Consider the following 13,618-nt stretch of genomic DNA (forward strand, 5'->3'; position numbering starts at 1 on the left):
CCAGCAAAGAAAAGAGGGCCGGGGTGCAGCAGTTCGGGATCAGGCCGGAAGAACCGGAAGATTGGTGGGAGGTCGAGGCCCTCTATGATCTGTGCTTTGCCCCCGGTCGCGAAGCGCTGTCTTCGTACCGTCTGCGCGATGATGTCCCCCCTGTTGCGGGCCTGTCGCTGGTCGCGCGGGACGGGCAAGGAATTCTGGCGGGCGCGATCCGGTTCTGGCCGGTTCATGTGGGGGATCATGATGCGCTATTGCTGGGTCCGGTCGCTGTGCACCCGACCCATCAGGGTGAAGGGTTGGGCGGATATCTGATCCACCAAGGATTGGAAGCCGGCCGGGCAAGGGGCTGGCAGCGCGTGATGCTGGTCGGTGATGCGCCTTATTATGAACGGTTCGGGTTTGCACGTCTGAGCGGGGTTGAGATGCCACCGCCGACCAACCCGGATCGCGTTTTGGGTTTTGATCCGGCGTCGGACTATTGGGATGGGGTGCGTGGCCCCGTCACTCGCTGGAGCCGCTGAGCTATTGAAACCTGCGACCCGAACCCCGATGTCTTAAGGGTAGGAGGGTTTGTATGCAGGACGTTGTCCTTATTGGAAAACTTGATACCGACGCCGAGCTGGATCGGCTGGCCGGATTTTACCGCACCGCTGGCGGCCCGGGCGTCAAGCTGTTGAACAGTCTGGGCGGATCGGCGGAGTCTCTGTTAGAGCAATTACCGGAACCTATCCGGCAGGGCCTGACCGGCGCGACCGAGCAGGCACTGTGGCTTGCCATGCACGCGGCCGAAAAGTCACGGCGCGCAGTGCCCGATCAAAAACCCTGGGTTAATACCACGCTGACCACGGCCATGGGAGCCGCCGGGGGTATGGGGGGTGTTTCCACCGCTTTGATGGAGTTGCCTGCAACCACGGCCATGTTGTTGCGTGCCATTCAAGGTGCTGCGGCGCGCGAAGGGTTTGATCCGTCAGAAGAGGGCGTGAAATTCGATTGCGTGCGGGTTCTGTCCGCAGCAGGCCCACTCTCCAATGATGACGGCGCTGATCTCGGGTTTTTCTCAGTCCGCCTGACGCTGACTGGCCCTGCGATGCAGAAACTGATTGCAGCAGTGGCACCGCGCCTGTCTGTTGTGCTTGGGCAGAAACTGGCGGCCCAATCCGTTCCGGTTCTGGGTGCGATTGCTGGCGGCGGAACGAACTATGTCTATACGCGCTATTACCAGCAGATTGCGCGTGTGCATTTTGGCCTGCGTCGGTTGGCCATTGATGCGGATGTCCCCCATGATGAACTGGTCCGCAAGCTGGCCGCACGGATGTGAGTTCCCCTGCGTCCTTGGCTGTAGCTGCCTTATATGGTATCTGTACATGTAAGGCCCGCTAAATAAGCGAAAAAACCGCGGGCAAAACAGGCAAAGTTCATTCGAAAGGCGGCATGGCGTGATTGACGCAACGCTTTCAACCCGCGCATCTGGCATGACACTGCCGATTATGCCGCAATCGGCCGCCCTTTGTTACCGGTTTGTGCAGGGACAACCCAAAATTCTGTTGATCACAACGCGCAAATCAGGTCGCTGGATCATTCCCAAAGGTTGGCTGATTAAGGGGTTGTCGCCGTCCGGCACAGCGCAGCAGGAGGCCTGGGAAGAAGCCGGCGTGCGTGGCACATGCAACGAGGTGCCTTTGGGTCAGTATTTCTATCAAAAGCGCCGAGCAAAAAAGGGAGACGTGGTGTGTGCCGTGGACGTTTTCCCTCTGCTCGTGCAATCCAGCGCGTCTAGGTTCCCGGAGTGCGGGCAGCGGCAGAAGTGTTGGGTTTCGCCTGAAAAAGCCGCGTTACGGGTCAATTCGCCCGATCTGGCGCTATTGTTCCGAAAGCTGGGTCCTGTTACCCACTGAGATGTGAACGGCGGGGCTTGATATTGCTATGCTGCCCGGTATCTATGTGGCGACCGACATTTGGACGGACCATGATTCAATACGCATTGAAATGCAGCAACGGCCATACATTTGACAGTTGGTTTCAATCGGCCGCAGCTTACGACAAACTGGCATCCTCGGGTATGGTGACATGCGCGGTCTGTGGCTGTGCAGATGTTGAAAAAGCCATCATGACGCCAAGGGTTCGTCCGGCCCGTTCAGCCAAATCGGAGGCAGAGGCAGAGCCTCAGGCGCTGGTTGATGTGGTGTCGCCGACACCGGATGTCGAAACTGTGCTGGCTGAACTCCGCCGCAAGGTCGAAGAGAATTCGGACTATGTCGGCAAGGATTTCGCCAGCGAGGCGCGGAAAATGCACTTGGGTGACGCGCCCGAACGTTCGATTTACGGCGAGGCCAAGCCCGAAGAGGCGAAGGCCCTGATCGAAGATGGGGTGCCGGTAGCACCTCTGCCTTTTGTTCCCACACGAAAGACGAACTGACCAATGCATATAGTAATTACCGGGGTCAATCGAGGGATTGGCCGGGTTCTGGCGGGCCGCTATCAGGGGCGGGGCGACAGGGTTACAGGGACCGCGCGGGATGACAGTGCGCAGGTCAGGTTGGATGTGACCGATCCCGCTCAACAGGCGGAAATGGCTGCGCAAATGGCGGATCAGCCGGTCGATCTGCTGATCTGCAACGCCGGGGTTTATCTGGATAAGGGGCACGACATCGACGGCTATCCGGCTGAGATGTGGGCGCAGACTTTTGCCACCAATGTCACTGGGGTTTTCCTGACCGTCCAGTCGTTGTTGCCAAATCTGCGCGCGGCGCGTGGCCGGATCGTTATCTTGTCTTCGACAATGGCATCGCACACCCGCGCGCCCGGTGGCAGCTATATCTATCGCGCGTCCAAGGCGGCTGCGTTGAATCTGGGGCGTAATCTGGCGACCGATCTGCAAGCGGACGGGATCGCTGTCGGCATCTATCACCCCGGCTGGGTGCAGACGGAAATGGGCGGACCTGCAGCCGAGATTACCACGGATCAGGCCGCGGACGGCCTGATCGAGCGGTTCGATGCGCTGTCGCTAGAAACCACGGGTTGTTTTGAAAACTGGGACGGTCGTCCGCACGCTTACTGACGGATCAGCGCGGCTTTAGGGATCTCGTACACCTCACCGGGGTCAATGAAGATCACCATCAGATCGCCGCGCGTCTCATATGTGAGTTTCGAGGCTGAACTGCTGGAGTTTGGCACGCCATCGGTGAAATAGATGCTGCGCACCTCGCCATCGCCAAGGCCCACGGCCAATGTTGTGGTGCCGTCGTCATGGTGGCGCAGTTCTGCGTGGCAGGTTTTCAGCGGATCGCCCGCATTTGCAGCGCAAGGTATGGTGCCAAGCGAGTTGGTGCCGTCGGTCCCGGCAAGCGAGGTTTCCTGTGCAAGGGCAGGTGAACAAAGCAGGGCAAAGGCGATGGCGGGGCGGATCATGGAAAACCTCGTGTAATATGCGTCACCTAAGGCTTACAGCCAAACCAGCGGTTGTAAAGAAGGGTGATGCGGCATTCAGCACGGTATTGGACCCTTGCCCTTGCGCCCCCCCTCGCATAATAGGCTCAGGACTTGAATTCCAAGGCGCAGAGAGACCACCCCCATGCCCTTACTTGTTATGAAATTTGGTGGCACATCGGTTGCCAATCTTGACCGCATCCGCCGCGCAGCCAAACGCATCGGCGTTGAGGTGGCAAAAGGCTATGACGTGATCGTCATCGTCTCGGCCATGTCCGGCAAAACCAATGAGCTGGTGGGCTGGGTGAACGAGACGTCGCCGCTGTTCGATGCGCGCGAATATGATGCCGTTGTGTCCTCGGGTGAGAATGTGACAGCCGGTCTGATGGCCCTGACGCTTCAGGAAATGGATATTCCGGCGCGCAGCTGGCAGGGCTGGCAGGTGCCGCTGCTGACCACAAGCGCCCACAGCCAGGCTCGGATTGAGGATATCCCGACCGACAATCTGAACCAGAAATTTGGGGAAGGCATGAAGGTGGCCGTTGTGGCCGGGTTCCAGGGTCTCAGCCCTGAGGGACGCATCACCACGCTGGGCCGCGGCGGCTCGGACACCACTGCCGTTGCATTTGCGGCCGCATTCGGGGCCGAGCGCTGCGACATCTACACCGATGTAGACGGTGTCTACACGACAGACCCGCGCATCTGCGAAAAGGCGCGCAAGCTGGACAAAATCTCGTTCGAGGAAATGCTCGAACTGGCCTCGTTGGGGGCCAAGGTGCTGCAAACCCGCTCGGTCGAGCTGGCGATGCGCTACAAGGTGAAACTGCGCGTTCTCTCAAGTTTTGAAGAACAATCCGATGAGGCCGGTACACTGGTCTGCGACGAGGAGGATATCATGGAATCCAATGTTGTGGCCGGTGTGGCCTATTCCCGAGACGAAGCCAAGATGACCGTCGTTTCCGTGGCCGACCGCCCCGGCATCGCCTCGATCATCTTCACCGCGCTCAGCGATGAGGGCGTGAATGTGGACATGATCGTTCAGAACATCTCGGATGAGGGGCGCACCGATATGACCTTCTCGTGCCCGACCGATCAGGTGGCGCGCGCTGAAAAGGCGCTGCTGGCGATCAAAGAGCAAGGTGAGCTGAACTATGCCGAGCTGGTTGCCGACGAAGATGTCTGCAAGGTCTCGGTTGTCGGCATCGGGATGCGTTCGCAATCGGGTGTTGCGGCCAAAATGTTTAAGGTGCTCTCGGATGAGGGTATCAACATCAAGGTCATTACAACCTCTGAGATAAAAATTTCCGTCCTTGTGGACAGGAAATACATGGAACTTGCCGTTCAGGCGCTGCATGATGCCTTTGAACTGGACAAGGCGGCCTGAGCCGATCGGCCTAAGGTCACGCCTGACGCACTAAATTGGTTGGGCCATGGCGGACGGCACCGAAACAGAATCCCGCAAGCTGCTGGGGCGGCTGCGCGAAGAGATGGCGAGCGAAGCCGCCGGTCAGGAACGTCTTGACCGGATCACGCATCTGATTGCGGACAGTATCCGGGCTGAGGTGTGCTCGATCTATCTGTTCCGCGACGACGAAACGTTGGAGCTGTGCGCCACCGAAGGTCTGGCCCCCGAGGCTGTTCACAAGACCCGTATGCGTATGGGCGAGGGGCTGGTAGGTCGCGTTGCTCAGTCGGGCAAGGTGGTGAACACTGCCAACGCGCCCGCGGCCAAAGGCTTCCGCTATATGCCGGAAACGGGGGAAGAGCGGTTTTCGTCGTTTCTGGGTGTTCCGGTTCAGCGGCTTGGCGAAAAGCTGGGCGTTTTGGTGGTGCAATCCCGTGACGCGCGCGAGTTTTCCGCAGATGAAATCTATGCGCTGGAAGTGGTCGCCATGGTTCTGGCCGAGATGGCCGAACTGGGCGCCTTTGTCGGCGAGGGCGCGGCCCTGTCACCGCTGCACCAGCAATCGGTACAGCTGAGCGGCGGACCAGCACAGGAAGGTTCGGCCGAAGGTCATGTCTGGCTGCACGAACCCCGCGTCGTTGTCACCAACCCAATTGCCGAGGACCCGCACCGCGAACGCGAACGCCTGAGCGAAGCGGTTGAAGAGCTGCGCGTGGGCGTCGACAAGATGCTGGAAATCTCGCAGGGCGGTGACAAGGAACAGCTTCAGGTTCTGGAAGCCTATCGCATGTTTGCCAATTCCAAGGGCTGGATGCGGCGGATGGAAGAGGACATTGCCCTGGGCCTCAGCGCTGAGGCGGCGGTCGAAAAGGAACAATCGCAGGCCCGCGCCCGGATGGAGCAGGTGACGGATCCCTATCTGCGCGAGCGGCTGGCCGATCTGGACGATCTGTCGAACCGGTTGCTGCGCATTCTGACAGGGCAGGGCAACACCGACGGGGCGGACCTGCCGCCCGACCCGATCCTGATCGCCCGCAATATTGGCCCCGGCGACCTGCTGGAATATGGCCGCTCTCTCAAGGGTATTGTGCTTGAGGAAGGCTCGGTCGGCAGCCATGCCACCATCGTCGCCCGTGCGCTGGCCATTCCGCTGGTCGTGCATGTGGGGCGCATCACGACCGAGGCATTGAACGGCGACCACATCCTTGTCGATGGCGATCAGGGCGTGGTGCATCTGCGCCCCGAAGACACGGTGGTGAACGCCTTCCGCGATAAGATCGCCATGCAGGCCAAAGCGCAGGAGCGTTATAGTTCGATCCGCGAAACCCCGACGGTGACGCGCGATGGTGAGCGGGTCAATCTGGTGATGAACGCAGGTCTGATGGCCGATTTGCCCTCGCTGGGCAATTCCGGCGCCGAAGGTGTGGGCCTGTTCCGAACTGAACTGCAATTCCTGATCCGCAACCAGATGCCCAAGCGCTCGGAACTGGTGACGCAATACAAGCGGGTTCTGGATGCGGCAGGGGACAAGCGGGTTGTGTTTCGCACGCTGGATATCGGGTCGGACAAGGTTTTGCCCTATATGAAACATGTGGCCGAGCCGAACCCGGCGCTGGGCTGGCGGGCTATTCGTGTGGGTCTGGACAAACGCGGCGTGATGCGCATGCAGTTGCAGGCCCTGATCCGCGCCGCCAATGGCCGCCCGCTGACGGTCATGTTCCCCTTTGTCGCGCAGGCAGATGAATTCCGCGAGGCCCGGTGGGAGGTCAACAAAACCATCGAGCGTGAAAAACGATTGGGACATGTCTTGCCCGAAACGCTTGAGGTCGGCGCGATGCTTGAAACACCGTCCCTCGGTTTCGCCCCGCAGAAGTTCTTTGACGAGGTTGATTTCATCTCAATCGGTGGCAACGACCTGAAACAGTTCTTCTTTGCTGCCGACCGTGAGAACGAGCTGGTCCGCCGCCGCTATGACACCCTGAATGTCAGTTTCTTGAGCTTTATCGAGCGGATCGTCGAACGCTGCAACATCTCAAACACCCCGCTTTCTTTCTGTGGCGAGGATGCTGGCCGCCCGGTCGAAGCACTGTGTCTTGCGGCAATGGGCATTCGGACGCTGTCGATGCGCCCGGCTTCGATCGGCCCGGTCAAAAGCGTTCTGCTGCGCGCTGATCTGCAATCCCTGCGCAAGATCATCGCGGATGCCCGCCACCGGGGGGAACAATCGGTTCGCCCCGCAGTTATGGAGTGGCTGCGCAATCAGAGCTGATTTCCCTATAACGGGCTTGCTTTCTGCGCTTGCTTTGCCTATTCAGTCCGCAAATGTTAGCGATAACATGTGCTCAGTCACAGGCTTCGGGGGTTTCTGATGCTATGGTGACTCTGGTGAACACTGAAGGAGCCTGCTGATGGTTTCACGCGTAATTCCGGTCAACCCGTTCGACCTTGTGTTGTTCGGCGCAACTGGTGATCTGGCGCAGCGCAAGATCCTGCCGGGACTATATCATCGGTTCGAAGTGGGCCAGATGCCCGAAGATGCCCGTATCATTGGAACGGCCCGCACCGATATGGACAGCGAGGCGTTTCGTGAACAAATCCGCGCTTCGATGAAAGAGTTCGCGCCCAAGTTCAAAAAAGATGAATTGGATCGCTTTCTCAGCCAGGTGGAATACGTCCCCGTTGACGCGATGGGTGAGGCAGGTTGGTCCGAATTGGCCAAGACCCTGCGCCCGGATGTTGTGCGGGCCTTCTATCTGTCCGTTGGCCCAAGCCTGTTCTCGGGAATTGCGAAACGACTGCACACCGCCGGGATGGCCACGCCGGACAGTCGTATCGTGGTGGAAAAACCGTTCGGTCACGATCTGGCCTCGGCCAAAGCTCTGAACGAGGGCCTGCGGGCCTGTTTTGAAGAACATCAGATTTACCGGATCGACCATTATCTGGGCAAAGAGACGGTGCAGAACCTGATGGCTCTGCGCTTTGCCAATTCTTTGTTCGAGCCGCTTTGGAACTCGACCCATATCGACCATGTGCAGATAACCGTTGCTGAAACCGTTGGTGTCGAGGGGCGGGGCGCCTATTACGATCAGTCCGGCGCGATGCGGGATATGATCCAGAACCACTTGGTTCAGCTTTTGTGCCTGACGGCGATGGAGCCGCCCTCGAAATTCTCGCCCAACGCGGTGCGGGACGAAAAGGTCAAGGTGATCGAAGCGCTGGAGCCGGTGGACCCGAAAGACATCGCGCGCGGCCAATACCGCGCCGTGGACGGCAATGGCGGCTATGTCGATCACGTTGGTAATCCGGCCAGCCGCACCGAGAGCTTCATTGCCCTCAAGGTTCATCTGGGCAACTGGCGCTGGGCCGGGGTTCCGTTCTACCTGCGGACCGGCAAACGCTTGCGGGCAAGGGAATCCGAGATTGCGGTCTTCTTCCGCGATCCGCCGCATACGATTTTTCCGAATGTAGGCCCGCTGCGCGGCAACGTATTGGTAATCCGCTTGCAACCGGACGAAGGGATTACTCTGCGCACCACGATCAAAGATCCCGGCCCCGGAGGGTTCCGTCTGTCCGACGTGGCACTGGACATGAGCTTTGCCGACGCGCTGGGTGCCGATTCCAGCGCTCCGGATGCCTATGAGCGGTTGGTGATGGACGTGATCCGTGGCGACCAGACCCTGTTCATGCGCGGGGATGAGGCCGAGGCCGCCTGGGCCTGGGTCGACCCCATCATCCAAGGCTGGGAGAACCGCGGAGACCGACCCGCGCGGTACGATCAGGGCGGTTCTGGTCCCGAAGAAGCATTGATGCTGATGCATCGCGACGGTCGTCGCTGGCGTCAGATCGGAGGTTAAATCATGGTTCACTCTGTCATTTCCGACGTCACCAAACGCATTATAGACCGCAGTGCGGACCTGCGTGGCCCGCATCTAGAGCGGATGGAGCAGGCGCGGTCAAAAGGTCCGGCCCGCGCGCATCTGTCGTGCAGCGGTCAAGCCCATGCCTATGCGGGTGCGGGCACGGATCAGCAGGCAATGGCGACCGGCACCGCTGGAAATCTTGGCATCGTCACCGCCTATAACGACATGCTCTCGGCCCACCAGCCGTTTGAGCGCTATCCGGCACTAATCCGTGCCGCGATCCGTGCCGCGGGTGGCACCGCGCAGGTCGCGGGCGGCGTACCCGCCATGTGCGACGGCGTTACGCAAGGAGAAGCGGGGATGGAGCTGTCGCTGTTCTCACGCGATGTGATCGCTTTGGCGACGGGCGTGGCGCTTAGCCACAACACCTATGACGCTGCGGTTTTCCTTGGTGTCTGCGATAAGATCGTTCCGGGCCTGATCATCGGCGCGCAAGCTTTTGGCCATTTGCCTGCCGTGTTCCTGCCCGCCGGTCCGATGACCAGCGGCTTGCCGAACGACGAGAAAGCCAAAGTCCGTCAGCAATTCGCAGCCGGAGAAGTGGGCCGCGACGCTCTGATGGCCGCCGAGATGGCCGCCTATCACGGTCCCGGCACCTGCACCTTCTACGGCACCGCAAATACCAACCAGATGCTGATGGAGTTCATGGGCCTGCACCTGCCGGGTTCCAGTTTTGTTAATCCCAACACGCCGCTGCGGGATGCCCTGACCGAAGAAGGCGCGCGTCGCGCTCTGTCGCTGAGCGCGCTGGGCAACCACTATACGCCCGTCTATCAGGTGCTCGATGAGCGCGCCTTTGTGAACGGTATCGTTGGCCTGATGGCCACAGGCGGATCGACCAACCTGCTGATTCACCTGATCGCCATGGCGCGTGCGGGCGGTATCGTACTGGACTGGCAGGACTTTTCCGAAATCTCTGCCGTGGTTCCTCTGGTTGCGCGGGTCTATCCCAACGGTCTGGCCGACGTGAACCATTTCCATGCTGCGGGCGGTCTTGGCTATTGCATCAGCACATTGCTCGAAGATGGCCTGCTGCACCCCGACACGCTGACGGTCGCGGGGCAGGGCCTGCATCACTACACCAAAGAACCCAAGCTCAAAGACGGCGAGTTGGTGTGGGAAGACGGCGCGGGCCACAGCCTGAACGAAAAGATCGTGCGCTCGGCCAAGGACCCTTTCCAACCCACCGGCGGCCTGTCGCGTCTGACTGGAAATCTGGGTACTGCGGTCATGAAAGTATCGGCCGTGGCCCCTGAACACCAGGTGGTCGAAGCCCCGGTCCGCGTGTTCCACGATCAGGATGAGGTCAAGGCTGCCTTCAAGGCCGGCGAGTTCACCGATGACGTCATCGTCGTTGTCCGATTTCAAGGCCCCAAAGCCAACGGGATGCCCGAGCTGCACTCACTGACCCCAATGCTGTCGATCCTACAGGGCAGGGGACAAAAAGTGGCGCTTGTCACCGATGGGCGCATGTCCGGTGCCTCGGGGAAGGTTCCTGCCGCAATCCATGTCTGCCCTGAAGCTTTGGAAGGTGGTGCAATCGCCTATCTGCAAGACGGCGACCTGCTGCGTGTCGACGCATTGAAGGGTGAATTGGAAATCCTTACTCCGGGGGTACTTGACCGCACCCCCGCGACGGCCGATCTGTCGGCCAATCAACATGGCGTCGGGCGTGATCTGTTCGGCACATTCCGCGCCAATGTCGGGTCCGCCGACACAGGTGCCAGCATTTTCGGAGCATAATCCATGTCAAAAACCCAACGTACCCGCGAGATTTGCGCGCTGGCCCCGATCGTTCCTGTTCTGGTCGTCGATGACGCCGCTCAGGCCCGTCCGTTGGCCGAGGCGCTGGTCGCCGGTGGCCTGCCTGCTTTGGAGGTCACCCTGCGTACCCCGGCGGCGCTGGACGCAATCCGCGCCATGGCCGAAGTTCCGGGCGGCGTCGTCGGCGCAGGTACGCTGGTCACGCCCGAGGATGTTCGCGCCGCTAAGGAAGCAGGCGCGCAGTTCGGCGTCTCGCCCGGCGCAACAGATACCCTGATCGCCGCCTGCGAGGCCGAGGGACTACCCCTTTTGCCCGGCGCAGCGACGGCCAGCGAGGCGATGCGCCTGCTGGAAAAGGGTTATGACATGCTGAAATTCTTCCCCGCCGAGGCTTCAGGCGGAGCGCCCGCGCTGAAGGCCATCGGCGCGCCCCTGCCGCAAATCACTTTCTGCCCGACTGGCGGGGTCTCGCCGTCGAACGCGCGGGATTATCTGTCTCTTTCCAACGTGATCTGTGCTGGCGGCAGCTGGGTTGCGCCCAAAGATATGGTGCAAACCGGCGATTGGGCGGGGATCGAAGCACTTGCACGTGAGGCTTCAAAGCTGATGGATTGACGCGGGTCCCTGTGGCGTTAGGTTGGTCGCCAATTCAAACAGGTTGACCCCATGACAAACCAATCCTCGTTCGCGCAAGGGCGCGAGTATCTGGCCATTCCCGGTCCCTCGGTCATGCCCGACGCGGTGCTGCAAGCCATGCACCGCCCATCGCCCAATATTTATGAGGGCGAACTGATCGAGATGATGCCCGCCTTGACCCGTGATCTCAAGCGCGTGGCCCGGACCAGGCACGACGTAGCCATCTATATCTCAAACGGCCACGGCACGTGGGAGGCAGCCCTGTCCAACGTGATCGCTCCGGGCGAAAGGGTTCTGGCCCCGGCATCGGGCATGTTCGCCCGTGGATGGGCCGAGATGGCCCGAGGCATTGGTGCCACAGTTGACGTGATTGACTTTGGCATGTCCTCGCCTTGGGACATGGACCGCATAGCCGAGGCGCTGACAGCCGACAAAAATCACGAAATAAAGGCCGTTCTTGCGGTGCATGTGGATACATCAACCTCGGTCCGCAACAACATTCCGGCCCTGCGCAACCTGTTGGATGAATTGGGGCACCCGGCACTTCTGATGGCGGATTGCATCGCTTCGCTGGGGTGTGACCGGTTCGAAATGGATGACTGGGGCGTCGATGTCACGGTTTCGGCCTGCCAAAAGGGGTTGATGACACCGGCAGGGGTCGGCTTCGTGTTTTTCAACGACAAGGCTCAGGCGAAACGGGCCAAAATGCCCCGCGTGTCGCAATATTGGGACTGGCAACCGCGCGCCAACCCCGATGTGTTTTACCAATACTTCAACGGCACTGCACCGACACACCATCTGTACGGTCTACGCACCGCACTCGATATGATCCACGCTGAGGGGCTCGACAAAGTCTGGACCCGTCATGAGCGCCTTGCGCAGGCCATCTGGACTGCCTGTGAAATCTGGGCGCAGGACGGGGCATTGCACCTGAACGTCACCGACCGCGGCCACCGCAGTCACGCGGTCACATCGTTGCGTCTGACTGACGGGCAGGGCACCCCGCTGAGGCAGTTTGCACAATCCCGGCTGGGCCTGACTCTGGGCATTGGTCTGGGGATGGAGGATTGGGACGGCTGCTTCCGCCTCGGGCATATGGGCCACGTGAATGGTCAGATGGTGATGGCGATGCTGGGTGGTGTTGAAACAGCACTGGCGGGTCTGAACATTCCGCGCGGCACAGGCGCGCTCGAAGCTGCTGCCGCCATTCTGGCGCATGATCCATAAGCCCGTCTAAACCCGGATCCCCTGCTTCATCTGGCCAAAAATACCTTCGGGGCAAGAGGGTGGCAGACAGCCCCCCTTACCCGTTACCCTCACGCGCCACCGCAAGCGCTTTTGGCAAGGCCGCAGCAAAAGCTCTCAGATCGTCCGTGTCACCGCAACTGACGCGGATGCAGCGGTTCTGCGGTGCTGCAAATGGCATCCGCACAAAAACGCCCTGCGCGACCAGCCCGTCCAATACCGCCTTGGCGAAAACTCCGTCCCGACCGCAATCAATCGCCACGAAATTAGTGGCCGACGGCAGTGCTTCTAAACCGTTTTCCTGCGCGATCCGGCCAATCCGGTCGCGTGCCGCAGTGATTTTCTGCCGAACTTGCGTCAGCCATGCATCGTCATGCAACGCTGCCAATGCCCCGGCCACCGCTGCACGGTTCATGCCGAAGTGATTTCGCACCTTGTTGAACGCGCTGATTAAGTCCGGTGCAGCAATCGCATAGCCGACCCGAGCGCCTGCCATCCCATAAACTTTGGAAAAAGTGCGCATGCGGATAACACGCGGATCATCGGCCTCAACAGGAGCCGCGGTTCCGGCGGGTGCGCATTCGACATAAGCTTCATCCAGAACCAGCAGGCAGCCTTCGGGCAGCGTATCCATCGCGTTGACGATGTCCTGACCGGAATGCCAGCTTCCCATTGGGTTGTCAGGATTGGCCAGATAAACCAGTTTCGCATCGACCTCTGCCGCCTCGGCAAATAGGGCGGCCGGGTCTTCGTGATCATCGCGATAAGGCACTTTGTGCAACGCGCCGCCATATCCGGCCACGTGATAGTTGAAGGTCGGATAGGCCCCGTCCGAGGTCACAACCGCATCCCCCGACCCAACCATCAGCCGCACGAGATAGCCCAGCAGTCCGTCAATCCCTTCGCCCACAACGATATTCTCAGGCCTTACCCCGTGGTGATCGGCTAGTGCATGGCGAAGATCGTGGTTTTCGGGGTCGCCATACATCCAGATATCCGTCGCGGCCATTGCCTCAATCGCGCGAGGCGAAGGGCCGAATACGCTTTCATTTGCGCCCAAACGCGCCACGAACGGAGCGCCGCGCTGGCGTTCCTGCGTTTCTGGGCCAACGAACGGAATTGTGGCAGGCAAGGACAAGGCAAGCGGGGTATAACGAGGACCAGTCATACTGGCAGATAACCGCATGGCAACGGGCCGGGCAAGCCTACCTTGCACTTGCTTGCC

General features: G+C 60.2%; 13 protein-coding genes. 11 read left to right on the top strand and 2 right to left on the bottom strand.

Going from position 1 to position 13,618, the window contains the following annotated elements; genetic code table 11:
* Nucleotides 1-23 precede the first annotated feature (23 nt).
* The 5 genes from ACOQOY_RS16615 (at nucleotide 24) to ACOQOY_RS16635 (ending at nucleotide 3,055) form a co-directional block, all read left to right on the top strand.
* Complete coding sequence (locus ACOQOY_RS16615) at nucleotides 24-518, top strand: GNAT family N-acetyltransferase (protein ID WP_420586469.1); 495 nt, start codon at nucleotides 24-26, stop codon at nucleotides 516-518.
* A 53-nt stretch (nucleotides 519-571) separates the two neighbouring features.
* Nucleotides 572-1,315, top strand: coding sequence for an EcsC family protein (locus ACOQOY_RS16620; RefSeq protein ID WP_420586470.1), 744 nt, complete (start codon nucleotides 572-574; stop codon nucleotides 1,313-1,315).
* A 118-nt stretch (nucleotides 1,316-1,433) separates the two neighbouring features.
* Nucleotides 1,434-1,892, top strand: a complete 459-nt coding sequence (locus ACOQOY_RS16625; RefSeq protein WP_420586471.1) for an NUDIX hydrolase — start codon at nucleotides 1,434-1,436, stop codon at nucleotides 1,890-1,892.
* A 71-nt stretch (nucleotides 1,893-1,963) separates the two neighbouring features.
* Nucleotides 1,964-2,413: a DUF1178 family protein gene (locus tag ACOQOY_RS16630; protein ID WP_420586472.1), complete on the top strand. Its 450-nt coding sequence runs from the start codon at nucleotides 1,964-1,966 to the stop codon at nucleotides 2,411-2,413.
* A gap of 3 nt (nucleotides 2,414-2,416) precedes the next feature.
* Nucleotides 2,417-3,055 carry an SDR family NAD(P)-dependent oxidoreductase gene (locus ACOQOY_RS16635; protein ID WP_420586473.1) on the top strand — a complete coding sequence of 213 codons (639 nt, stop codon included), beginning with the start codon at nucleotides 2,417-2,419 and terminating at the stop codon, nucleotides 3,053-3,055.
* Here ACOQOY_RS16635 and ACOQOY_RS16640 read toward each other — a convergent pair.
* On the bottom strand, nucleotides 3,049-3,405 hold the full coding sequence (locus ACOQOY_RS16640; RefSeq protein ID WP_420586474.1) for a hypothetical protein: 357 nt from the start codon (nucleotides 3,403-3,405) through the stop codon (nucleotides 3,049-3,051). The two genes, ACOQOY_RS16635 and ACOQOY_RS16640, sit on opposite strands and share 7 nt — an antisense overlap.
* A 163-nt stretch (nucleotides 3,406-3,568) precedes the next feature.
* Here ACOQOY_RS16640 and ACOQOY_RS16645 point away from each other — a divergent pair, with 163 nt between their 5' ends.
* The 6 genes from ACOQOY_RS16645 to ACOQOY_RS16670 all read left to right on the top strand — a co-directional run bounded on the left by ACOQOY_RS16645 (nucleotide 3,569) and on the right by ACOQOY_RS16670 (nucleotide 12,375).
* A complete protein-coding gene (locus tag ACOQOY_RS16645) occupies nucleotides 3,569-4,807 on the top strand; it encodes an aspartate kinase (RefSeq protein ID WP_420586475.1) in 1,239 nt (412 codons plus the stop codon).
* A gap of 46 nt (nucleotides 4,808-4,853) precedes the next feature.
* Nucleotides 4,854-7,097, top strand: coding sequence for a phosphoenolpyruvate--protein phosphotransferase (ptsP, locus tag ACOQOY_RS16650; protein WP_420586476.1), 2,244 nt, complete (start codon nucleotides 4,854-4,856; stop codon nucleotides 7,095-7,097).
* Nucleotides 7,098-7,236: 139 nt separating this feature from the next.
* On the top strand, nucleotides 7,237-8,682 hold the full coding sequence (gene zwf / locus ACOQOY_RS16655; protein WP_420586477.1) for a glucose-6-phosphate dehydrogenase: 1,446 nt from the start codon (nucleotides 7,237-7,239) through the stop codon (nucleotides 8,680-8,682).
* Nucleotides 8,683-8,685: 3 nt separating this feature from the next.
* Nucleotides 8,686-10,491, top strand: a complete 1,806-nt coding sequence (edd, locus tag ACOQOY_RS16660; RefSeq protein WP_420586478.1) for a phosphogluconate dehydratase — start codon at nucleotides 8,686-8,688, stop codon at nucleotides 10,489-10,491.
* A gap of 3 nt (nucleotides 10,492-10,494) precedes the next feature.
* A complete protein-coding gene (locus ACOQOY_RS16665) occupies nucleotides 10,495-11,127 on the top strand; it encodes a bifunctional 4-hydroxy-2-oxoglutarate aldolase/2-dehydro-3-deoxy-phosphogluconate aldolase (protein ID WP_420586479.1) in 633 nt (210 codons plus the stop codon).
* A gap of 51 nt (nucleotides 11,128-11,178) precedes the next feature.
* Nucleotides 11,179-12,375 carry a pyridoxal-phosphate-dependent aminotransferase family protein gene (locus tag ACOQOY_RS16670; RefSeq protein WP_420586480.1) on the top strand — a complete coding sequence of 399 codons (1,197 nt, stop codon included), beginning with the start codon at nucleotides 11,179-11,181 and terminating at the stop codon, nucleotides 12,373-12,375.
* Nucleotides 12,376-12,451: 76 nt separating this feature from the next.
* Here the strand turns inward: ACOQOY_RS16670 and ACOQOY_RS16675 are convergent, their stop codons facing one another.
* Entirely contained in the window at nucleotides 12,452-13,561 is a 1,110-nt protein-coding gene (locus tag ACOQOY_RS16675) for a pyridoxal phosphate-dependent aminotransferase (RefSeq protein ID WP_420586481.1), read from the bottom strand.
* Nucleotides 13,562-13,618: the final 57 nt, after the last annotated feature.

Source organism: Ruegeria sp. (genome assembly GCF_965221235.1).
Taxonomy (GTDB): domain Bacteria; phylum Pseudomonadota; class Alphaproteobacteria; order Rhodobacterales; family Rhodobacteraceae; genus Ruegeria.